Annotated in this window: 23 protein-coding genes; 12 read left to right on the forward strand and 11 right to left on the reverse strand. The window is 71.4% G+C overall.

The annotated features are described in order from the left end of the window. Positions 1 to 35 precede the first annotated feature (35 nt). Genes FB391_RS08865 through FB391_RS08885 form a run of 5 tightly spaced genes read right to left on the reverse strand, consistent with a single transcriptional unit; the run spans position 36 to position 3,811 of the window. Complete coding sequence (locus tag FB391_RS08865; RefSeq protein WP_141894071.1) at positions 36 to 683, reverse strand: DUF4245 family protein; 648 nt, start codon at positions 681 to 683, stop codon at positions 36 to 38. After that, positions 683 to 937: an exodeoxyribonuclease VII small subunit gene (locus FB391_RS08870; RefSeq protein WP_141894072.1), complete on the reverse strand. Its 255-nt coding sequence runs from the start codon at positions 935 to 937 to the stop codon at positions 683 to 685. The genes FB391_RS08865 and FB391_RS08870 overlap by 1 nt, the downstream gene beginning before the upstream one ends. Positions 938 to 996: 59 nt before the next feature. Next, positions 997 to 1,323, reverse strand: a complete 327-nt coding sequence (locus FB391_RS08875) for a DUF4190 domain-containing protein (RefSeq protein WP_141894073.1) — start codon at positions 1,321 to 1,323, stop codon at positions 997 to 999. After that, on the reverse strand, positions 1,320 to 2,636 hold the full coding sequence (gene xseA, locus FB391_RS08880) for an exodeoxyribonuclease VII large subunit (RefSeq protein WP_141894074.1): 1,317 nt from the start codon (positions 2,634 to 2,636) through the stop codon (positions 1,320 to 1,322). Before xseA ends, FB391_RS08875 begins: the two co-directional genes overlap by 4 nt. Continuing rightward, positions 2,633 to 3,811, reverse strand: a complete 1,179-nt coding sequence (locus FB391_RS08885) for a low temperature requirement protein A (RefSeq protein ID WP_185843013.1) — start codon at positions 3,809 to 3,811, stop codon at positions 2,633 to 2,635. Before FB391_RS08885 ends, xseA begins: the two co-directional genes overlap by 4 nt. A gap of 104 nt (positions 3,812 to 3,915) precedes the next feature. On the opposite strand from FB391_RS08885, the gene FB391_RS08890 reads away from it, so the two are divergent. The 5 genes from FB391_RS08890 (at position 3,916) to FB391_RS08910 (ending at position 7,510) form a co-directional block, all read left to right on the forward strand. Continuing rightward, positions 3,916 to 4,956 carry a 4-hydroxy-3-methylbut-2-enyl diphosphate reductase gene (locus FB391_RS08890; protein WP_185843044.1) on the forward strand — a complete coding sequence of 347 codons (1,041 nt, stop codon included), beginning with the start codon at positions 3,916 to 3,918 and terminating at the stop codon, positions 4,954 to 4,956. Then, positions 4,953 to 5,561 carry a DUF6264 family protein gene (locus FB391_RS08895; RefSeq protein WP_141894076.1) on the forward strand — a complete coding sequence of 203 codons (609 nt, stop codon included), beginning with the start codon at positions 4,953 to 4,955 and terminating at the stop codon, positions 5,559 to 5,561. The genes FB391_RS08890 and FB391_RS08895 overlap by 4 nt, the downstream gene beginning before the upstream one ends. 99 nt (positions 5,562 to 5,660) lie before the next feature. Further along, positions 5,661 to 6,212 carry a sigma-70 family RNA polymerase sigma factor gene (locus tag FB391_RS08900; RefSeq protein ID WP_185843014.1) on the forward strand — a complete coding sequence of 184 codons (552 nt, stop codon included), beginning with the start codon at positions 5,661 to 5,663 and terminating at the stop codon, positions 6,210 to 6,212. Continuing rightward, positions 6,209 to 6,904 (forward strand): zf-HC2 domain-containing protein, encoded by a 696-nt coding sequence (locus FB391_RS08905; RefSeq protein WP_141894077.1) that lies wholly within the window; start codon positions 6,209 to 6,211, stop codon positions 6,902 to 6,904. The genes FB391_RS08900 and FB391_RS08905 overlap by 4 nt, the downstream gene beginning before the upstream one ends. Before the next feature lie 54 nt (positions 6,905 to 6,958). Further along, a complete protein-coding gene (locus FB391_RS08910; RefSeq protein ID WP_141894078.1) occupies positions 6,959 to 7,510 on the forward strand; it encodes an MOSC domain-containing protein in 552 nt (183 codons plus the stop codon). Positions 7,511 to 7,597: 87 nt separating this feature from the next. Here the strand turns inward: FB391_RS08910 and fbaA are convergent, their stop codons facing one another. After that, the gene (gene fbaA / locus FB391_RS08915; RefSeq protein ID WP_141894079.1) at positions 7,598 to 8,629 is read right to left on the reverse strand and encodes a class II fructose-bisphosphate aldolase; all 1,032 of its coding nucleotides are present in this window, start codon (positions 8,627 to 8,629) and stop codon (positions 7,598 to 7,600) included. A gap of 213 nt (positions 8,630 to 8,842) precedes the next feature. Between fbaA and glpX the strand changes: the two genes are divergently transcribed. Then, positions 8,843 to 9,832: a class II fructose-bisphosphatase gene (glpX, locus tag FB391_RS08920; protein WP_141894080.1), complete on the forward strand. Its 990-nt coding sequence runs from the start codon at positions 8,843 to 8,845 to the stop codon at positions 9,830 to 9,832. 145 nt (positions 9,833 to 9,977) lie between these two features. After that, positions 9,978 to 10,190, forward strand: a complete 213-nt coding sequence (locus FB391_RS08925; protein ID WP_141894081.1) for a UDP-N-acetylmuramyl pentapeptide phosphotransferase — start codon at positions 9,978 to 9,980, stop codon at positions 10,188 to 10,190. A gap of 37 nt (positions 10,191 to 10,227) precedes the next feature. On the opposite strand, the gene FB391_RS08930 is transcribed toward FB391_RS08925, so the two are convergent. Then, positions 10,228 to 11,556, reverse strand: a complete 1,329-nt coding sequence (locus FB391_RS08930) for a DNA recombination protein RmuC (protein ID WP_141894082.1) — start codon at positions 11,554 to 11,556, stop codon at positions 10,228 to 10,230. Between the two features lie 57 nt (positions 11,557 to 11,613). Continuing rightward, positions 11,614 to 12,216 (reverse strand): 3'-5' exonuclease, encoded by a 603-nt coding sequence (locus FB391_RS08935; RefSeq protein ID WP_141894703.1) that lies wholly within the window; start codon positions 12,214 to 12,216, stop codon positions 11,614 to 11,616. Between the two features lie 76 nt (positions 12,217 to 12,292). On the opposite strand from FB391_RS08935, the gene FB391_RS08940 reads away from it, so the two are divergent. Continuing rightward, entirely contained in the window at positions 12,293 to 13,060 is a 768-nt protein-coding gene (locus FB391_RS08940; protein WP_141894083.1) for a class I SAM-dependent methyltransferase, read from the forward strand. 12 nt (positions 13,061 to 13,072) lie between these two features. Here the strand turns inward: FB391_RS08940 and FB391_RS08945 are convergent, their stop codons facing one another. Beyond that, entirely contained in the window at positions 13,073 to 13,729 is a 657-nt protein-coding gene (locus FB391_RS08945) for a class I SAM-dependent methyltransferase (RefSeq protein ID WP_185843015.1), read from the reverse strand. Positions 13,730 to 13,801: 72 nt separating this feature from the next. Here FB391_RS08945 and FB391_RS08950 point away from each other — a divergent pair, with 72 nt between their 5' ends. After that, positions 13,802 to 14,449 carry a dihydrofolate reductase family protein gene (locus tag FB391_RS08950; protein WP_141894084.1) on the forward strand — a complete coding sequence of 216 codons (648 nt, stop codon included), beginning with the start codon at positions 13,802 to 13,804 and terminating at the stop codon, positions 14,447 to 14,449. 11 nt (positions 14,450 to 14,460) lie between these two features. Continuing rightward, positions 14,461 to 15,534 carry a redox-regulated ATPase YchF gene (ychF, locus tag FB391_RS08955; protein ID WP_141894085.1) on the forward strand — a complete coding sequence of 358 codons (1,074 nt, stop codon included), beginning with the start codon at positions 14,461 to 14,463 and terminating at the stop codon, positions 15,532 to 15,534. 3 nt (positions 15,535 to 15,537) lie between these two features. Here ychF and FB391_RS08960 read toward each other — a convergent pair whose 3' ends face one another. Next, the gene (locus tag FB391_RS08960; protein WP_141894086.1) at positions 15,538 to 16,122 is read right to left on the reverse strand and encodes a 1-acyl-sn-glycerol-3-phosphate acyltransferase; all 585 of its coding nucleotides are present in this window, start codon (positions 16,120 to 16,122) and stop codon (positions 15,538 to 15,540) included. 136 nt (positions 16,123 to 16,258) lie between these two features. Between FB391_RS08960 and FB391_RS08965 the strand changes: the two genes are divergently transcribed. Beyond that, positions 16,259 to 16,951 (forward strand): alpha/beta fold hydrolase, encoded by a 693-nt coding sequence (locus tag FB391_RS08965; protein WP_141894087.1) that lies wholly within the window; start codon positions 16,259 to 16,261, stop codon positions 16,949 to 16,951. A gap of 66 nt (positions 16,952 to 17,017) precedes the next feature. Beyond that, positions 17,018 to 17,452 (forward strand): VOC family protein, encoded by a 435-nt coding sequence (locus FB391_RS08970; protein WP_141894088.1) that lies wholly within the window; start codon positions 17,018 to 17,020, stop codon positions 17,450 to 17,452. A 140-nt stretch (positions 17,453 to 17,592) separates the two neighbouring features. Here FB391_RS08970 and FB391_RS08975 read toward each other — a convergent pair whose 3' ends face one another. Further along, positions 17,593 to 18,966 (reverse strand): pyridine nucleotide-disulfide oxidoreductase, encoded by a 1,374-nt coding sequence (locus tag FB391_RS08975; RefSeq protein WP_141894089.1) that lies wholly within the window; start codon positions 18,964 to 18,966, stop codon positions 17,593 to 17,595. Between the last annotated feature and the right edge of the window lie 89 nt (positions 18,967 to 19,055).

Here is a 19,055-nt window from a genome sequence, read left to right on the forward strand (position 1 = left end):
CTCGTTCCAGACGTCGGCGGGAGTCGGTGCGTCGGTCACGGGGCCTCCTGGCGAAGTGCGGTGATCTGGTCGGTCACGGATCGCGCGGTCTCTTCGAGCGCGTCGCGGGTCGTCGTGCCGTAGATGAGGACGGTGTCGGTGCCGGCGTCTGTCGACAGCGCGACCGAGATGTTGCCGGTGCGCTCGGGGTCGAGCTCGTAGCGATCCCACGTGATGCCGTCGATCGTCACCGTGTCGTCGGGAGCCGAACCGGACAGCACGCGCGTGACCCACGACTCGTCGGCGTCGAAGCCCTGGGAGACGTTGAGGAACCCGCGCGCGTTCTCGTCGGCCGGTGCGTAGACGACGTTGAACGCCTTCACGCGACCTTCGCCGTCGACGCCCGCCAGGTTCACGACCCAGTCGTCCGACATCTCGGGGACGATCACCGTGCGTCCTTCAGCGGTCGCGACGCGTTCCGCGGCGGCGGCGACGTCGATCGGCTCGCGCTCCGGCGCCGATCCGCGGGGGACGGCGAAGACGATCACGGCGACGACCGCGAGCGTCGCGAGCAGCGCCGCCACGAGGTTGCGCACGTTCTGGCTCGAGCGGTAGACGCGAGAGGACTCCGCCTTGCGTGCGGCGGTCTCGTCGGGCGTCTCGGGACGACCGAGCTCCGCGACGACGCGGGGTTCGCGAGCCATCAGCCGGCCCCGTTCCCGTCGGCCCGCGCGGCACCGTCGGCGGTCGCCCGCGCCGCGTCGAGGCGGCGCTTCGCGCCGAGCAGCCATTCTTCGCACCGCGCGGCGAGGGCCTCGCCGCGCTCCCAGAGCGCCAGCGAGTGCTCCAGCGTCGGGGCGCCCTGCTCGAGCTCGGCTACAACGCGAACGAGCTCGTCGCGCGCCTGCTCGAAAGAGAGCGACGCCACGTCGGGAAGGGCCTCGGTCGACGCGGTCATGCCCCCAGTCTACGTGGCGAGCGGGTCCGCCCTCGCCGGTGCGTGGGCTCCGGAAGGCGTCAGAACGGATTGCCGTCCGGGCATCCTCCCGCCAGCTCGCCGCACATGACACCCGTCGCCATCGCCCACAGCGCCCACAGCAGCAGGAACGCGATCGCGGCCATGCCGATCACGGCGCCGACCACGATCGCGGCGATCGAGAGCCCCTTCGTGCGATCGGGTCGCCGGGCATCGACGATGAGCGCGACGATGCCGAGCACCACCCCGATCGGCGCGGCCACCACCGCGGCGATGAACGCGGTGATCGAGAGTCCGCTCGTCGTCCTGGCCACGGGCGTCGGTGCCGGGTACTGCTGCGGTGCCGGGTACTGCTGCGGGGAGGTCATGCGTCATCCTCTGCGGTGACGGCGGCGCCCGCGCGCGGGTCCGCCTCGGCGATCTCGCCGTCGGAGTGCGCGGCGAACGACCCGCGTCCCACAGTCACGACGAGGGGAGTGGATGCCGGCGCCTGCGCCGCATCGCGCACGATGACGCCGTCGGCCAGGTGAGCGATCGCGTACCCGCGGGCGAGCGTCGAGGCGGGCGACAGCGCGCGCAGCGTCGCCCGCAGCTCGGCGGTCCGCCGCTCGTGCTGCTGCAGGGCGCGGTCCACGCGGTCGCGACCGCGCGCGGCCAGGAGCTCCACCTCGTGGGCGCGCGAGGTGAGCATCGCCTCAGGCGTACGCAGGACAGGGCGGGAGCGCAGCTGCTCCAGCTGCGCGATGTCATGCCCGATCCGCTGGGTGAGCCGCATCGTCATGCGCGCGCGCAGCTGCCCGACGACGGCGCGCTGCTCGGCGACGTCCGGAACGATGCGCTTCGCGGCGTCCGTCGGGGTGGAGGCGCGCAGATCGGCGACATCGTCGAGCAGGGGGTGGTCGTTCTCGTGGCCGATGGCGCTCACGACGGGTGTGGATGCTGCGGCCACGGCGCGCAACATCCGCTCATCGCTGAAGCCGAGCAGGGTCTGGGGGTCGCCGCCGCCTCGGGCGATGACGATGACGTCGATCTCGGGATCGGCGTCGAGCGCCTTGAGCGCGGCGATCGTCTCGGGCACGCATCGGTCGCCCTGCACCGCGGCGTACTTGGTGCGGAACCGCACCTGCGGCCAGCGCAGCTCGGCGTTGCGGTGGACGTCCTTCTCGGCATCCGAGTTCTCACCCGTGATGAGGCCGATGAGATGGGGGAGGAACGGGATCGGCTTCTTGCGCGCCGCATCGAACAGACCCTCGGCGCGCAGCTGCGCGCGCAGGCGCTCGAGCCGTTCGAGCTGGTCGCCGAGTCCCAGATGACGCATCGCCGACACCGAGAACCCGAAGTCGCCGCTCTTGACGAAGTAGTCGGCCTTGACGCACGTGATGACGTGGTCGCCCACCTTGAGGTCGCCGGGCAGGCGATCGCGCGTCGACGACCAGATCCGGAACGAGATCGTCGCGTCGGTCACGAGATCCTTCAGGCGCCCGAAGACGTTGCCGCCGCGGACGTTGAACGCGGTGATCTCGCCTTCGACCCACACGGAGCCCCAGGTCTGCACGAACCCGCGGATCGTGTCGTTCAGCCGTGCGACCGACGTCGGCGCCTCGGGGCTCGAGTCGCGGGGCCGGACCGAGTCGGCCGGCGGCGGTTCGCCGGGCACGGCGGCGGGCTGGAACGATGTCATGAGGCCTCCGTCGGGGCGGTGGGGTGTGCGGCGCCGCGCGGACGCCGGGCGTTCTCGAAGACGAGCACGCCCGCCACGATCGCGAGCAGGCACGCCAGCTGCAGCGCGCCCGACGCAGTGGATCCGATCCACGCTGTCGCCACGGCCAGCGCGGCGGCGAGGAGCCTCGTGCTCACCGGACCGAGGTCGAGCGTGCCGCGGTAGGCCGCGTCGCCCGCGAGGTAGAGGGCGACGCCGCAGCCGATGAGCCACGCCTGGGGAGCCTCGAGTGCCGAGAACGGCGCCGCGAAGAGACCGTGGAGCCCCGCCGCGAGCATCAGCAGGCCGAAGATCATCACGAGATGCTCGACGTAGAACGCGACGAGCGCGAGCCCGGTGCGCCGCTCCGGCGCGACCGAGGCCATGCGGGCCTCGGCGCGCGAGTCGTCGCCGTCGAAGTAGCACCACCACAGCGCGGCCACCAGGGCGACGGCGAGCACCGTGCCGACCAGCAGCGGCGCCTCGATGGCGTGACCTGTCGCGCCCACGCCCACCGACACGATCGATTCGCCGAACGCGATGATCATCAGCAGCCCGTGCCGCTCGACCATGTGCGAGGCACCGGGGTCGAACCCGCCGCGCGCGCTCAGCAGTGCGGAGCCGAGGAACGCCAGCAGCGGCAGCCCGAACAGCACCCAGTCGAGCGGCCCCTCGACGAAGCCCGCGATCACCAGCAGCACGCCCACGAGCACGTTCGACGTGCCCACGACGAACATGCGACGCGCGGCGGCGGCCCCGCCCAGCACGATGAACAGCGCCGCATGGATCACGGCGACGACGATGTAGGTCACGCCGAACAGCACGCCGGTCTCGCCGAAGGCGTCGGGGATCGCGAGCGACATCACCAGGAACGCGGCCATCGCGGCGATCAGTGCGATGCGGAATCCCGTGGTGTCGGGTGTCGCCTGGTTCGTCAGCCACGCGAAGGCGTCGTACATCCACCACACCAGCGCGAGCACGAGCGCCGCCTGGGCGATCCCGGTCGGATCGGGGTGGTGGACGATGATCTCGGCCACGCGGGTCATCGTGAAGACGAACACCAGGTCGAACAGCAGCTCGATCGTCGAGACGCGCGCGGCGATGCGCGCGGTGCGCGTCGCGCGCACGACGGGTCGAGAAGGGGTGGGGGATGCCACCCGGTCACGGTAGCGCACGGGACCGACGTGGGCGCGGGCCGCCCGCCGGGCTCGCGTCCAGGAGCCGCCCCTAGAATCGTGGGGTGAGCAGCAGCACCGTGAGCATGCCCGTCCCGCGCGTCCCGCGGCGGCGCGAGCCGCTCCAGGACATCGCCGGCCCCGGACGCAAGCGCGTGCTGCTGGCGTCGCCGCGCGGCTACTGCGCGGGGGTCGACCGCGCCGTCATCGCCGTCGAGAAGGCGCTGGAGCGCTTCGGCGCACCCGTGTACGTCCGCAAGCAGATCGTCCATAACATCCACGTCGTCACCGAGCTCGAGAAGCAGGGCGCGATCTTCGTCGAAGAGGTCGACGAGGTCCCCGAGGGCGCTCACGTCGTCTTCAGCGCCCACGGCGTCTCACCGGCGGTCGTGAACGCGGCATCCGACCGGGGTCTGCGCGCCATCGACGCGACGTGCCCTCTCGTGACCAAGGTGCACCGCGAGGCCGTCCGGTTCGCGCGCGACGACTTCGAGATCCTCCTCATCGGCCATGAGGGCCACGAAGAGGTCGAGGGCACTGCGGGCGAGGCCCCCGAGCACGTCACCGTCGTCAACTCGCCCGACGAGGCCGACACCATCGAGGTGCGCGACCCGTCGAAGGTCGTGTGGCTGTCGCAGACGACACTGTCGGTGGACGAAACCATGGAGACCGTCCGCCGCCTGCGCGCGCGGTTCCCGCAGCTGCAGGACCCGCCGTCGGACGACATCTGCTACGCCACCCAGAACCGTCAGGTCGCCATCAAGAAGGTCGCGAAGGACGCCGATCTCGTGATCGTCGTCGGCTCGGCGAACTCGTCGAACAGCGTGCGCCTGGTCGAAGTCGCGCTCGAGCACGGCGCCAAGGCCGCCTACCGCGTGGACTACGCCGACGAGGTCGAGCAGGCGTGGCTCGAGGGCGTCGAGACCGTCGGCGTCACCAGCGGCGCGTCGGTGCCGGAGGTGCTCGTGCAGCAGGTGCTCGACGACCTCGCCGCCGCGGGCTACCGCGACGTCGAGCAGGTGCGCACGGCCGAGGAGGACCTCATGTTCTCGCTGCCGAAGGAGCTGCGTCAGGATGCCGCCGGCAAGCGTGACGACCGCGCCCTGGGCGGACGGAGCCGTTCGTGAGCGACACCGAGCCGCACGCTCGTCCCGACAGCGCCGGATCGGCGCGACCCCGGCCGCAGTACGGCGAGTACGCCAGCCCTGAGGAGCAGCGGGCGCGCATCCAGCAGCCGGCCCCGGAGTGGCAGCAGCCGGTGACTCCGGCCGCTCCGGTCGTGACCGAGGCCGCGGACGCCGGCATCCACCCGGCGCAGCCCACCGCGTCCGCGCCGTCCGTGGGCGCACCGGTGAGACCCCGCATGGTCGACCGCGTCGTTACGATCTCGCTGCTCCTGTACGGACTCTTCAACGTCGTCACGTCGTTCCCGTCGTTCCTGGACTACGGCGCGTACGCCGAGACGATGTTCGCCGTGCTGGGTCTCGACGTGACGCTGTCGGACCCCGCCGCCGGCCGTCCGTACGGCATCGCCGCCGCGATCGTGCTGGCGCTGGGGTGGCTCGCCACCGCGGCGGTGTCGGTGTGGAGTCTGCGACGCGGGCGCCTGACGTGGTGGATCCCGCTCGCCGCCGGCATCCTCTTCACCTTCGTGACCGGGGTGCTGATGGCCATCCCGCTGATGAGCGACCCCGCGGTGGTGGCGGCGCTGCTCGGCACGACCGGCGGCTGATACCGCCCCGCGCCGTCTCGCGGCATACTCGGGAGCACGGCGGTGGGCCCGGGTTGAACCTGCGGCGCCCGCGTCTCGTGTCCCCAGCGGAGGTGACGGATGCCGCGAACCAGGCTCGACGAGGGGTCAGGCGCCGGCGGCAGGGCGACGCGACGCGACGCCGTGCGGCTGGAGGCGCTGTACGACGCTCACGCGGCGCCGCTGTGGCGCTATGTCGTGCACCTGACCGGGGACAGGGCCGGCGCGGACGACATCGTGCAGGAGACGCTGCTTCGTGCCTGGCGCACGCCGAAGATCCTCGGGGAGGACCCGTCGACCACCCGGGCGTGGATGTTCACGGTCGCGCGCCATCTCGTCATCGACGAGGCCCGCAGCGCGCATCGGCGTCGCGAGGTCGATGTGGCGGAGGTTCCCGAACGGGTCGCCGGCGACGGCACCGATGCGCTGTTCGAAGCGATCCTCGTCGAGGAGGCGCTGGCTGCGCTGTCGGCCGAGCACCGAGCCGTCGTCGTGCGCGCGTACTACCGCGGGCTCTCGGTCGCCGAGATGGCGGGAGAGCTGGAGATCCCGCCGGGCACCGTCAAGTCGCGGCTGCACTACGGACTGCGCGCCCTGCGGCTCGCCCTGCAGGAGAAGGGGGTGACGCGATGAATCCGGAGCACCCGTCCCTTGCGGACTGGGACGCCGCCTACGTCCTCGGCGCGCTGAGCACGGCCGACCGACGCGTGTACGAGGAGCATCTCGACGAGTGCCCGCAGTGCCGCGACGCGCTCGCCGACCTCGCCCCGACGCTGGGCCTGCTCGCCCGGCTGTCGCCCGACCGCGCGGAAGCACTCCTCGATCCGGCGGACCAGCCCGGACCGGGTCCCGGCGCGCGGGCACGCCTCGTGTCGGTCGGCGCCCGGGCGAGCCGTCGGCGCCGCCTCGTCGTTTGGGGGAGCACGCTCGCCGCCGCGGCGGTCGTCGTCATCGTGGCCGCGTTCGGCATCACGGCCGCTGTCGCTCCGGCGGTGCGCCCGGCCGAGACGGTCGCGCTGCAGCCGGTGACCGATGTTCCCTTGAGCGCCACGGTGCGGCTCACCGACGTCGCCTGGGGAACGCGCATCGACATGACGTGCGAGTACGGCGCAAGCAGCGACCCTTACGCGCCCGAGCAGGAGTGGCCGTACGTGCTGGTGGTCACGTCGACGGACGGCACGACGAGTGAGCTGTCGTCGTGGCGCGCGGGCCCCGGGTCGACGGCGCGCCTGCAGGCGGGCACGGCGCTGGACTCCGACGAGATCGCGTCGATCGAGGTCAGAGCCATGGTCGACGGAACGGTCCTGCTGCGCGGCACGCCATGACACCCGCCCGTCTCGTCGCGCAGCGTCGGTGCGTGGGCTGGCTAGGCTGAGCGGATGCCTCGCCTCATCGCCGTCTGCGTCGTCAGACAGCTCCGTCCCGACGCCGGATCCGTCGGCGTCACCGCCATCGACAAGGGGCCGGTCGACGGCCCGGTCCGGGTGGGCCCCTACGGCGTTCACGCCGACGTGCAGGCCGACCGCAAGCATCACGGCGGCCTCGACAAGGCGCTCTACGCGTACGCAGCGGAGGACGCCGCGTTCTGGGAGTCCGAGCTCGGCCGCGACCTGCCGCCGGGCTGGTTCGGTGAGAATCTGCGCGTCGAGGGACTGGACGTCAACGCGGCGCGGATCGGCGAGCGGTGGCGGATCGGCGAACACGTCGAGGTCGAGGTGACGATGCCGCGGACCCCGTGCCAGACGTTCGCCCGCTGGGTGGGCGGCGACGACGCCCGGGGCTGGGTCAAGCGGTTCTCGAACGAGCGCCGGCTGGGACCCTATCTTCGCGTGGTGCAGGGCGGGCGGGTGCAGGCCGGCGACGAGATCGTGGTCGTGCATCGACCCGACGACGCTCCCGGCCTGCTCGATCGCTACGTCGACCCTGCGTGAGGCCGGTCGCACCGGCCGACACGGCGGATGCCTCGCCCTCGGGCCCGTGCGGGGCCGGAGGACGAGGCATCCGATCGGTTCGGGGGATTACGCGCCCAGGCTCTTGCCGGCCGAGCCGAGCTGCTGCGTGGCCTCGACGACGCGAGCGGCCATCGCCGACTCGGCGATCTTGCCCCAGGCACGCGGGTCGTAGGCCTTCTTGTTGCCCACCTCGCCGTCGACCTTGAGCACGCCGTCGTAGTTCTGGAACATGAAGCCGGCCACCGAGCGCGTGAAGGCGTACTGCGTGTCGGTGTCGATGTTCATCTTGACGACGCCGTTCGCCACGGCCTCGGCGATCTCGGCGTCGGTCGAGCCGCTGCCGCCGTGGAAGACGAGGTCCAGCGGCTTCGGGCCGGTGCCGAAGCGGCTGGCGATGCCCTCCTGGATCTCGCCGAGCAGCTCGGGCTTGAGCTTGACGTTGCCGGGCTTGTAGACGCCGTGGACGTTGCCGAAGGTGAGGGCGGCGATGTAGCGGCCCTGATCGCCCAGGCCCAGCGCCTCGACGAACTGCGCGACGTCGCCCGTCGTCGTGTAGAGCGCGTCGTTGGTGCCTTCGTGCTTGACGCCGTCCTCCTCACCGCCGACGACGCCGATCTCGACCTCGAGGATCGCGTTGATCGCCTTCATGCGGGGGAGCAGCTCCTTGGCGATCTCGATGTTCTCTGCCAGCGGCACGGCCGAGCCGTCCCACATGTGCGACTGGAAGATCGGGTTTCCGCCGTCGGCGACGACCTGCTCCGATGCCTGGATCAGCGGCAGCACGAAGTCCTCGAGCGCGGGCTTGGGGCAGTGGTCGGTGTGTAGGGCGACCGTGATGGGGTAGTTCTTGGCGACCTCGTGCACGAACGCGGCGAACGCGAGCGCTCCCGTCGCGCGGCCCTTGACGGTGTGGCCGGCGAAGTAGTCGGCGCCGCCCGTCGTGACCTGGATGATGCCGTCCGATCCGGCCTCGGTGAGGCCCTGCAGGACCGCGTTGACCGACTGCGAGCTGGCGGCGTTGATGGCGGGATACGCGAAGCCACCGGCCTTCGCGCGGTCCAGCATGTCGGCGTACTGCTCCGGGGTGGCGACGGGCATGAGTGCTCCTCTTTTTGGTGTGGCGCGGGGCTGCAAAGTAGATGCGGGCGTCAGGAGAAATCCTACCGAAGCAGAAAATCGTGAGTCGGATGCCGTCGGCCGGGCCGCCCGGGAAAACCCCGTCCCTGCCTTGCGGGAAAGAATCGCGATTCCTTCGCGGCTCGTGGAACGAAAGTCCGGTCGAAGGCGCTTGTGGCTCGTTAGGCTGACGGCATGGTGAGCCTGACCGCGGACATGAGTCCTCTGCAACCCGACCGGAACCTCGCGCTGGAGCTCGTGCGCGCGACAGAAGCCGCGGCGATCCGCGCGGTGCCGTTCATCGGACGCGGTGCCAAGGAGGCTGCGGACGGCGCCGCCGTCGACGCCATGCGGGCGTTCTTCACCACGGTCAACTTCGACGGCACGATCGTCATCGGCGAGGGCGAGAAGGACGAAGCGCCCATGCTCTACAACGGGGAGCGCGTGGGCAACGGCCGCGGCCCTCAGGCCGATGTGGCGGTCGACCCGATCGACGGCACCTCTCTCACGGCGGCGGGACGCAACAACGCCCTGTCGGTGATCGCCGTCTCGGACCACGGCACGATGCTCGATGCGTCCAGCGTGTTCTACATGGACAAGCTCGTCACCGGTCCGGCCGGGGTGGGCGTCGTCGACATCCGCCTGCCGATCGGCGAGAACATCCGGCTGCTCGCGAAGGCGATCGACAAGCCGGTCGACGAGATCGTCGTGTCGGTGCTGCACCGGCCGCGCCACGAGCAGCTGATCGACGAGATCCGCGCCGCCGGCGCCGGCACCCGCCTCATGAGCGACGGCGACGTCGCCGGGGGCATCAACGCGGCCCGGCACAACGCCCGCACCGACATGTGCGTCGGCATCGGCGGGAGCCCCGAGGGCATCGTGACGGCCTGCGCCATCAAGGCCCTCGGCGGACACATCCAGGGACGGCTGTGGGCGCGTGACGACGACGAGAAGCAGCGCGGCATCGACGCCGGGCTCCAGCTCGACGGGTACGTCTACGAGGCGGATGAGCTCGTCAAGGGGAAGAACACGATCTTCGTCGCCACGGGCGTGACAGACGGCGCGCTGGTCGCCGGCGTCCGCCGCGAAGGGGGCTACGTCTACACCGAGAGCGTCGTGCTGCGCGGCGCCTCCGGAACGCTGCGCCGCATCTCGTCGGAGCACCTCGTGTCGAAGTGGCTCTGACGCCGCCGGTCAGGGTGACTGATGTGACGCATGTGGCCCGTGATGCTGCTGTGATGTGTTCGTGACCTCTGCGACGAGGAACTCTGGCAGAATCGAGCTGGTGTCGAGGGGGACACGAAGGTGTTCCTGACGCAAGGAGTTGACGATGTCTGCGCAGTCCGGTGACTCGTCGCAGCCCCAGACGGGCGCGCACGCTGTGGTCGCGAACGCGATCGATCCCGCACGTCGTCCCGACGTCCTGCTGCGCGTCCGGCGCGACGAGGGCCACGAGATCAGCGCGTGGTGGATGGTCGGCGCGTTCGTCGGCGTCTCCGCGGCTGTCATCCTGCTGCTGAGCTTCGTGCCCGGCGGCGCCTGAGCGATCACGCGCGCGCCTCGGGGTCGGCCTCCGCGGGTCAGTCCCCGGGCGAAGCGATCCGCGTGCGCACATCGCCCAGTTCGGCCGTGGCGGCCCGAGGGGCGGGGCCGGTCTCAGCGGCCGGTGACTCGAGTCCCGGCAGCGTCTCGTCCAGCAGCTCGGGGGCGGTGAGTCGTCGCGGGCTCTTCTCGATCGTGGCCGGCTCGCTGACCGCGTCGAGCTTGGTCGCATCGATGCCGGGGAACTTCCGCGCGCTGACGAGCACGCGCGTCTCCAGCGATCCGGCGAAGCGGTTGTAGCTGTCGACGGTGCGCTCGATGGCACGACGCAGATCGTCGGCGTGCGACGCGAGCGACCCGAGCCGCTCGTACAGCTGATTGCCCAGGTCGAACAGCGCCCGCGCCTCTTGGGACACGTCCTGCTGCGTCCACGTGTACGCGACGGTCTTCAGCACCGCCCAGAGGTTGACCGGCGATGCGAGCGCCACGCGCTTGCCGAACGCGTAGTCCAAGAGCGCCGGGTCCTCTTCGAGTGCAGCGGCCAGGAGCGACTCGCTCGGCACGAAGCACACCACGAACTCGGGGCTCGACGAGAGCCCCGCCCAGTACGTCTTGCGCGCGAGGGCGTCGACGTGGGCGCGCACCGCCTTGACGTGCTTCTCGAGCAGACTCTGCCGGCGCGCACCCTCGGCGCCCTGCGCCGTCACGGGGATCGCACTGGCTTCGAGGAACGCGTCCAGCGGGACCTTGGCGTCGACGGCGATCGCCTTGTCGCCGGGCAGGCGGATCACCATGTCGGGACGGCCCGCGCCGGCGTCCGTCGTGATGGAGGTCTGCAGGTCGAAGTCGACGTGCCGGGTGAGGCCGGCCGCCTCGACGACGCGCCGCAGCTGGGTCTCGCCCCACACACCGCGAGTGCTCCCCGAGCGCAGCGCGCTCGCGAGGGACTCCGTCGTCGCCCGCAGCGCCTCATCGGACTCGTGCGCCCGTCGCAGCTGCTCGGCGAGCGTTCCGAACTGGGTGTGACGGTCGCGCTCGAGGTCGTCGACCTTGGCGTGCATGGCGGCCAGGGTCTCTTGGACCGGAGCCAGCGCGCGCAGCACCGACTGCTCGCGTCGTTCGCGCTCCTCGCGGGCGGCCTGGTCGTGACGGGCCTGGCCGGCGAGCTCGCGGTACAGCAGCTGCTGGTGGTCGAGCTGGGCCTGCACCCCCTGACGGGCCGCCTCGGACGCGGCCAGCCGCGCCGTGAGCTCGGCGTGATCGCGCGCGCCGCGCGCGGCGCCTCTGGCGAGGCCCATCGCCCATCCGGCGATCGCGCCCAGCACGAGGGCGACGATCACCACGACACTGATCACGAGTGCGTCCATGCCGACATCGTGCCCGAGGGCTCCGACATCGCCGCGGCGCCGGGCGGCGGCATCCTGCTATGCGACGGCGAACGAGACCGCCGGCGCATCCGCGGCCGCCAGCTGCGACACCCGCACGCCGACCGCTGCGGCGAGCTCGTCGATCGACCCCGCCCCGACCCGCTGTGCGGCGTCGATCATGACGTGCGCGCACGCGAGTGCGTCCGCTGTGGCGTTGTGATGGAGGAAGTCGGCGAATCCCGCTTCGGCCGCCACGAACGGCAGCCGGTACGAGTCGAGCCGGTACACCTTGCGGGCCACCTGGAGGCTGCACGCGTAGCGGTAGGCCGGGAAGTCGTCGCCGGTCGCGTCGCAGGCGCGCTTGATGACGGCCATGTCGAAGCCGGCGTTGTGCGCCACGAGCACGTCGTCGCCGGTGAAGGCGACGAGGTCGGCGAGCTGCTCGCTCCAGCCTGCCGCGTGGGCGACGTCCTCGGCCTGGATCCCGTGGATGCGCACGTTGAGCTCGAAGAAGACGTCATGGCCGGCGGGCGGGCGGATGAGCCAGCCGGCCTGGTCGACGATGTGGCCGCCGCGGACGCGCACCAGTCCCACCGCGCACGCCGACGCGTTGCTGGAGTTCGCCGTCTCGAAGTCGATCGCGGTGAAATCCAGTGGCACGGTTCCAGACTCACCCGACGTCGCCGCATCCGCGAGCAGGCGCGCCGTGCGCGGCGCGTGGTCATAGGGTCGGAGCATGGCCAGCCGCGAAGAGATGTCGCTGTCGTTCGGAGCCGCCGCAAGCGCGTACCAGTCGGGACGCCCCGACTACCCGCGCGAGGCCGTCGACTGGATGCTGGATCCGGTTCGCGCGCACGATCGCGCGGTGCGGGTGGCCGATGTGGGCGCCGGCACGGGCAAGCTCACCCGCACGATCGTCGAGGCGGGCGGAGAGGTCGTCGCGATCGACCCCGACGCCGACATGCTGGCTGCGCTGCGCGAGAACGTCCATGGCGTGCCCACCTTCGTCGGGACGGCCGAGCGGATGCCACTGCCCGACGCGTCCGTCGACGCGGTGGTCCTCGGTCAGGCGTGGCACTGGGTCGACGTCGCGGCGGCGTCCGCCGAGGCAGGGCGCGTCCTGCGCGCGGGCGGCGTGCTGGGACTCGTGTGGAACATCCGCGACGAGTCCGATCCGTGGGTCGCCCGCCTCACCGCGGCGATGCACGGGAGCCACGCCGAGGAGATGCTCGCGGGCAGCGGGCCGCAGGTCGCGGCGCCGTTCGAGGAGCTGGAAGAGCGGCGCTGGACCTGGACGCGCACGCTCACCCGGAAGGCACTGCTCGACATGGTGGCATCCCGCAGCTACATCATCACCGCCACGGCGGCCGAGCGCGCCGAGATCCTCGGGAGCGTGGGCGACCTGTTCGACGAGCGCCGGCGCACCGAGGGCGGGACGGCGGCCGACGGCGAGACGATCAGCCTGCCGTACCTGACACGCGCGTATCGCGGCATCCGTCCCTGACGCGGGGCGACGTCACGCGCGGACCGCACCGACGACGTGCCAGGGGCCGCTGCGCTCGCGGAAGCGCGGCTCGAAGCCGCGGTCGCGCAGGACGGCCACCATGGCCTCTGGCGCGTGCGCGAAAGCGCGATAGGGGTTGCCCGTGAGCGAGTACCACGCGTTGATCAGCCGCGCCGTGAAGCGTGTGCCGAGGTTGTGCGTCGGGTGGCTGAACACGACCGCGCGCGTCCCGCGCCCGGCCGCGGCGCCGAGCAGCCCGCGGTAGTCCGGGTAGCAGCACACGACGCGGTGCAGCACGACGATGTCGGCCGGTTCGACCGCCTCCGGGGTGCCGGCGAGGTCCACGCCGAGCACGCGTGTCGCCCGGTCGCGCAGTCCCGCCTCGTCGAGCAGCCGGGTGGCCTCCGGCTCGTACGCGGACGACAGTTCGACGTTCGTCGTATGCGCCGCGCCGCGCTTGAGCGCCTCGAGCTGGATGTCGCCGATGCCTCCGCCGATCTCGAGCACCGACGCGCCGTCGAGGCCGAGGGATGCCGCGAACGAGAGGATCAGCTGCGCGCTGGGCGTCAGCCCCTCGCTGCGATAGCGCCGGGCGAGGCGTCGCGCGAAGCGCTCGTCGAACTCGCGGTCGTAGCCGCCCGGCGGCTGCGGAGCGCAGCAGTCGTCCATGCCGTCAGTATCGCCGCGCCGCACCGGGCCGGCAACGGGTGCGGTGTCGGGGGAGCGGCGTACGGTGAGCCGGTGCGCACCCTGACCGTCTGCAACTTCGTCACCGTCGACGGCCGGTACGAGGACGACGACCATGACATCGTCTCGTTCTTCGAACACTGGCACCCCGACTATCACGGCGCGGATTCGTTCGACCACTACACGGCGGAGCTCACCCGGGCGTCGGGCACGATGGTGCTGTCAGGTCGGCGCTCCGCGCTCGGCAACCTCGAGTACTGGACGGGCGTGCGCGGCGATCCGGACGCGACAGCGATCCGTCGGGAGTTCGCGGAGCTCATCCTCGGCATCGAGAAGATCGTCGTCTCGGACACCATCGCCCACGCCGACATCGCACCGTACGAGAACATCCGGATCGTGCGCATCGCCGACGCCCGCGCCGAGATCGCCGCACTGAAGCAGGGCGACGGGCCCGGCATCCTGATCCTCCTCGGGCGCGTCCTCTGGAACGACCTCATGCGTGCGGGACTCGTCGACGAGCTGCACCTCGTGACCTTTCCCCTCATCGCCGGCGGCGGCGTGCCGCTGTTCGACGCGCGCCCTCCGGTGGCACTCAAGCTGCTCGAGACGCGGGTCTGGGTCGAGAGCGGCAACGTGCTGATGCGCTGGCGCGTCGACCCGGACCGACGACGCCCGGCGGGTGCGGCATCCGCCCCCAACTAGACTGGGTGCCCGTGGCTCTCACCATCGGAATCGTCGGACTCCCGAACGTCGGCAAGTCGACCCTCTTCAACGCCCTGACCAAGAACCAGGTGCTCGCGGCGAACTACCCGTTCGCGACGATCGAGCCCAACATCGGCGTGGTCAACCTGCCGGACCCGCGGCTCGACACGCTCGCCGGGATCTTCGGCTCCGAGCGGATCCTGCCGGCCGCGGTCTCGTTCGTCGACATCGCGGGGATCGTCCGCGGCGCCTCGGAGGGGGAGGGGCTCGGCAACAAGTTCCTCGCCAACATCCGCGAGGCCGATGCGATCGCCCAGGTGGTGCGCGGGTTCGCGGACGACGACGTGGTGCACGTCGAGGGCGCGGTGAACCCGCAGAACGACATGGAGACGATCAACGCCGAACTGCAGCTGGCCGACCTCGAGACGCTCGAGAAGGCCATCACGCGGTACGAGAAGGAGGTCCGCGGGAAGAAGCTGGACCCCGTGGTGCTCTCCACCGCCGTCGAGGCGCGCGACGCGCTCCAGCGCGGCGAGCTGCTGTCGGCGTCGAAGATCGACCTCGCTCCGATCAAGGAGCTGGGCCTGCTCACCGCGAAGCCGTTCATCTTCGTGTTCAACGTGGACGAGAGCGTGCTGACGGATGCCGCGCGCAAGGCCGAGCTCGAGGCCCTGGTCGCTCCGGCGAAGGCCGTGTTCCTCGACGCGAAGATCGAGTCCGAGCTCATCGACCTCGACCCCGAGGACGCGGCCGAGCTGCTCGCCTCGACCGGTCAGGACGAGTCGGGCCTGGACCAGCTCGCCCGCATCGGCTTCGACACCCTGGGCCTGCAGACCTATCTCACCGCCGGCCCCAAGGAGGCCCGCGCGTGGACGATCGGCAAGGGCTGGAAGGCCCCGCAGGCGGCCGGGGTCATCCACACCGACTTCGAGAAGGGCTTCATCAAGGCGGAGGTCATCTCGTTCGACGACCTCGTCGAGACGGGCTCGGTCGTCGAGGCGCGTGCGAAGGGCAAGGCGCGCCTTGAGGGCAAGGACTACGTCATGCAGGACGGCGACGTCGTGGAGTTCCGCTTCAACGTCTAGCGATCAGCTCGCCGGCGCCCCGCCCGACTCCTCGCGAAGACGCGGCTCGACGCGCTGTGCGGGGTGCACGCCCGACTTGTCGGCGTAGAAGGCGCGGATGCGCTCCATGTCGGCGGACACGTCGCCGGTCAGCTCGATGGTCGGTCCCAGCCCGGTGGTCATCGTGCGGCGGTCGACATAGCCGAGGGTGACGGGCATGCCCGTCTCGCGGGCGATGCGGTAGAAGCCCGACTTCCAGTACTCGTGCGCGCCGCGGGTCCCGTCGGGGGTGACCACCAGGCCGAACACCTCGCCCGCGCGGATGCGCGCGACGACCTCGCCGACGACGCGGCTCGGATCGGCGCGGTCGACGGGGATCCCGCCGAGCCCGCGCATGATCGGACCGCGCCAGCCCGCGAACAGGCTGCTCTTGCCGAGCCAGCGCACATCGATGCCCAGTCGCCACGCGATGGCGAGCATCAGCACGAAGTCCCAGTTCGAGGTGTGCGGGGCGCCGATCAGGACGGAGGGACGGGCCGGTGCCGGCTCGCTCCTCAGGGTCCACCGGCTGATCGCCCAGTAGAGGCGTGAGACGAGTCGACGAAGCATCCCGCAAACGTATGCGATCGCATATGACCTCGGCGGCATGCAGGTCGTCCGCGGTTCCGCGTAACGTAGAACCCCGGGACTGCGTCCGATCGGACGCCCGCGCCCGCGAGACGAACGCCACCCGAGAGGAAGCACCTTGGCCGACACCCAGATCTTCGAACCCGACGGCCGCGCGATCCCCTTCGTGGACGAGGGAACCAACAGCGGTCCCGCCGTGGTGCTGATCCCGGGTCGCGGCCTGAATATCAGCTACCTGGGCCCGCTCGCCCACGCGCTGATCGAGGAGGACTTCCGCATCGTGCGGATCGGGCCGCGGCATCCCTCTTCCGCGGCGGACGCCGTCGTCTCGATGCACGACCTCGCCCAGGACGTCGTCGACGTCATGGACCACATCGGCCTAGGCCACGCCTGGATCGGCGGTCACGCGTTCGGCGGCTCGGTCGCCCGCGCGGTGTCGCTCGACCACCTCGACCGCGTCGGCGGCGTGCTGCTGCTCGGCGTCGAGGGCGCGGAGCAGACCGACGAGCTGAACGCCGGCGGCGCCGAGATCCCCGAGGGCGCCCGTGACGTCGAGGTCGACGCCATGCAGCGAGCGGCTCAGGATGCCACGCCCGACCTCGAATGGTCGTCGCTGGCGCCCGCGGTGCCGGTGCTCGTGATCCAGGGCACCGAGGACACCCTGACCCCTGTCGCGAACGGTGAGCGGCTGCAGGCGTCCGCGCCCGATCGTGTGAGCGTCGTCGCCGTCGAGGGCGGCGGGCATCTGTTCCCGGTGACGCACGTGGGTGCCACGTCGTGGCCGATCGAGGACTACCTCGACTGGGACTGATGCATTCCGGTACCGCGTGTCGGGCCGATGGTTGCCGGGCCGGACGGGCCGCAGTACGCTGACGCGGTGCTGACCAACCGATCGGCTTCGCCGGTGACGGTCACTCCCGTCCTGGTCTATCCCGATGTGCGCGCTGCGGTCGCGTGGCTCGCGGAGGCGTTCGGGTTCGGGGAGCGCGTTCGCATCGGCGAGTCGCACCGGGCGCAGCTGCGCGTGGGTGACGACGGCGCAGTGGTGATCACCGAGGGCGGCAACGGACGACGCGTGCCGCAGCCCGGCGGGACGTCGCATCAGGTGAAGATCCGGGTGCCCGATGTGGACGCGGCCGTCGCGCGTGCACAGGCCGCGGGGGCCCTCGTCATCGAGCCGCTGACGACGTTCGAGTACGGGGAGCGTTCGTGGCTGCTGGAAGACCCCGCACGTCACCGGTGGGAGCTGACCCAGACGGTGCGCGATGTGGATCCGGCGGACTGGGGTGGAGTCGCGGTCGCCCCGTGGTGAGTCGCCGGGGCGGTGTGATCGGTGCGGTGCGGTGCGGTGCGGTGCGGTGCGGTGCGGTGCGGTGACGGGACTGCTGTCGTGCAGCGGCGGATGCCGGCTCCTACGTCCGGCGTGCTGACGAGGTCTGGCGCGCGACGGGCTCAGCGCGCTGCGAACTCGGCGAGTCTCGCGCGCCCTGCGCCGATGTGCTCCCGCACCCGCGCCAGCGCGTCCACGACAGCAGGCTCGTCGGCGTGATCCTCAGGGATGCGCGCCGGGTTGAGGGTCGTCCGGTTCGCCCAGGATCGCAGGTCGGTCTCTTTCGACATCGCCAGCGACGCATCCCCGCCGATCACCTGCATCGCCGCCCAGCCCGCCGTCGTGTCGGCATACGGGGATGGGCGGCAGATCCGGTTCTTCTCGGCGTCGTCGTCGCGCGTGCCCTCCACGTAGCCGGCGAGGGCGGCGCCGAAGCAGGGGAAGCCGACGCGCACCGGCTGCGGGGTGATCGCCTGCGGCGTCCAGATCGGCCGCAGGCCGGGATACTTCAGTCCCTCCGCCGCGCAGTGCACGATGAGGGCATCGGCAGGGATGCGCACGTCACCGCTCGCGAACCGGAGGCGGCCCGGTGACACCGCCCGCAGATGCCCGCGGCGGACCACGTCGTCGATCGTGCGCACCAGGTCGAGCTCCCAGCGGGCCAGCGTCGGCGTCTTGGCCATCGTCGGCGTGACCCCCGGGTCGATGCGGAGCATGATCCCGGCATCCTCCATCCGGAAGAAGACGTCGTCCGGGTCGCGGGCGGCCGCCGCGGCGGCCATCGTGTCGGCGCCCATGCCCAGGAAGATCGCCGGGTCCGGCTGGACGACCGCCCGGTTGAGCAGCCACGGGTCCCTCGGGCGCACCCACGTGATCGCGTTCGGCGCCACGCCGCCCTGCAGCAGCCACACGCAGGTGTCGATCGCCGTCTTGCCCGCGCCGACGACGACGTACCGCCCGGGCGGCGCGTCGATGGCGGCGAGATCGTTCACGGGAACGACGTGAGCACCCTCTTCGATCGCGAACGGCGGAGGTGTCTGCGAGGGGATGTCGGGAGACAGGTACCTCGCGTCCACGACGCGCGCGCGGGGGGCGTGAAACTGCGCGCCGCTGAGCAGAGACCGGAAGCGCCGATCGCCCATGTACTCGCTGCGTCCGTGGAACACGACACGTCCCGTCGCGACGAGGCGCTCGAGTACGCGGGCGTAGTAGGCGCACACCTCGGCCATACCGGCCCGTTCGTGCAGGCCGCGCTCCGGACCTGTCGCCTGCACGCGACCACCGCCGAGCAGCGTCGAGGCCACGCCGTAGAACGCGGACGCCTGATGCAGCCGGACGAACGCGTAGGCGTCGAGCCAATGCCCGCCGGCTCCGACCCGGCGGTCGATGAGCGCCACCGACAGGTCGGCGCTGCCGCCGATGAGCGCGTCGACGAACGCCATCCCCATGGCCCCCGCCCCGACGACGACGTAGTCGACATCGACCTTCGTCTCCATGCGCTCATCAGAGCAGTGCGCGCAGTGCCGGTCAATGGGATGCCGGACTCCCGCCGGTCCCGTGCCGTCCGGCGCGGGTGTCGGGAGTG

Origin of the sequence: Microbacterium kyungheense (assembly GCF_006783905.1) — a bacterium.
Taxonomy (GTDB): Bacteria; Actinomycetota; Actinomycetes; order Actinomycetales; family Microbacteriaceae; genus Microbacterium; species Microbacterium kyungheense.

Coding starts and splice junctions, on each gene's coding strand:
- FB391_RS08865 (WP_141894071.1), bottom strand. CDS start 683: ATGGCTCGCGAACCCCGCGTCGTCGCGGAGCTCGGTCGTCCCGAGACG.
- FB391_RS08870 (WP_141894072.1), bottom strand. CDS start 937: ATGACCGCGTCGACCGAGGCCCTTCCCGACGTGGCGTCGCTCTCTTTC.
- FB391_RS08875 (WP_141894073.1), bottom strand. CDS start 1,323: ATGACCTCCCCGCAGCAGTACCCGGCACCGCAGCAGTACCCGGCACCG.
- xseA (WP_141894074.1), bottom strand. CDS start 2,636: ATGACATCGTTCCAGCCCGCCGCCGTGCCCGGCGAACCGCCGCCGGCC.
- FB391_RS08890 (WP_185843044.1), top strand. CDS start 3,916: ATGCCCGTCCCGCGCGTCCCGCGGCGGCGCGAGCCGCTCCAGGACATC.
- FB391_RS08900 (WP_185843014.1), top strand. CDS start 5,661: ATGCCGCGAACCAGGCTCGACGAGGGGTCAGGCGCCGGCGGCAGGGCG.
- FB391_RS08905 (WP_141894077.1), top strand. CDS start 6,209: ATGAATCCGGAGCACCCGTCCCTTGCGGACTGGGACGCCGCCTACGTC.
- FB391_RS08910 (WP_141894078.1), top strand. CDS start 6,959: ATGCCTCGCCTCATCGCCGTCTGCGTCGTCAGACAGCTCCGTCCCGAC.
- fbaA (WP_141894079.1), bottom strand. CDS start 8,629: ATGCCCGTCGCCACCCCGGAGCAGTACGCCGACATGCTGGACCGCGCG.
- glpX (WP_141894080.1), top strand. CDS start 8,843: ATGGTGAGCCTGACCGCGGACATGAGTCCTCTGCAACCCGACCGGAAC.
- FB391_RS08925 (WP_141894081.1), top strand. CDS start 9,978: ATGTCTGCGCAGTCCGGTGACTCGTCGCAGCCCCAGACGGGCGCGCAC.
- FB391_RS08930 (WP_141894082.1), bottom strand. CDS start 11,556: ATGGACGCACTCGTGATCAGTGTCGTGGTGATCGTCGCCCTCGTGCTG.
- FB391_RS08940 (WP_141894083.1), top strand. CDS start 12,293: ATGGCCAGCCGCGAAGAGATGTCGCTGTCGTTCGGAGCCGCCGCAAGC.
- FB391_RS08945 (WP_185843015.1), bottom strand. CDS start 13,729: ATGGACGACTGCTGCGCTCCGCAGCCGCCGGGCGGCTACGACCGCGAG.
- FB391_RS08960 (WP_141894086.1), bottom strand. CDS start 16,122: ATGCTTCGTCGACTCGTCTCACGCCTCTACTGGGCGATCAGCCGGTGG.
- FB391_RS08975 (WP_141894089.1), bottom strand. CDS start 18,966: ATGGAGACGAAGGTCGATGTCGACTACGTCGTCGTCGGGGCGGGGGCC.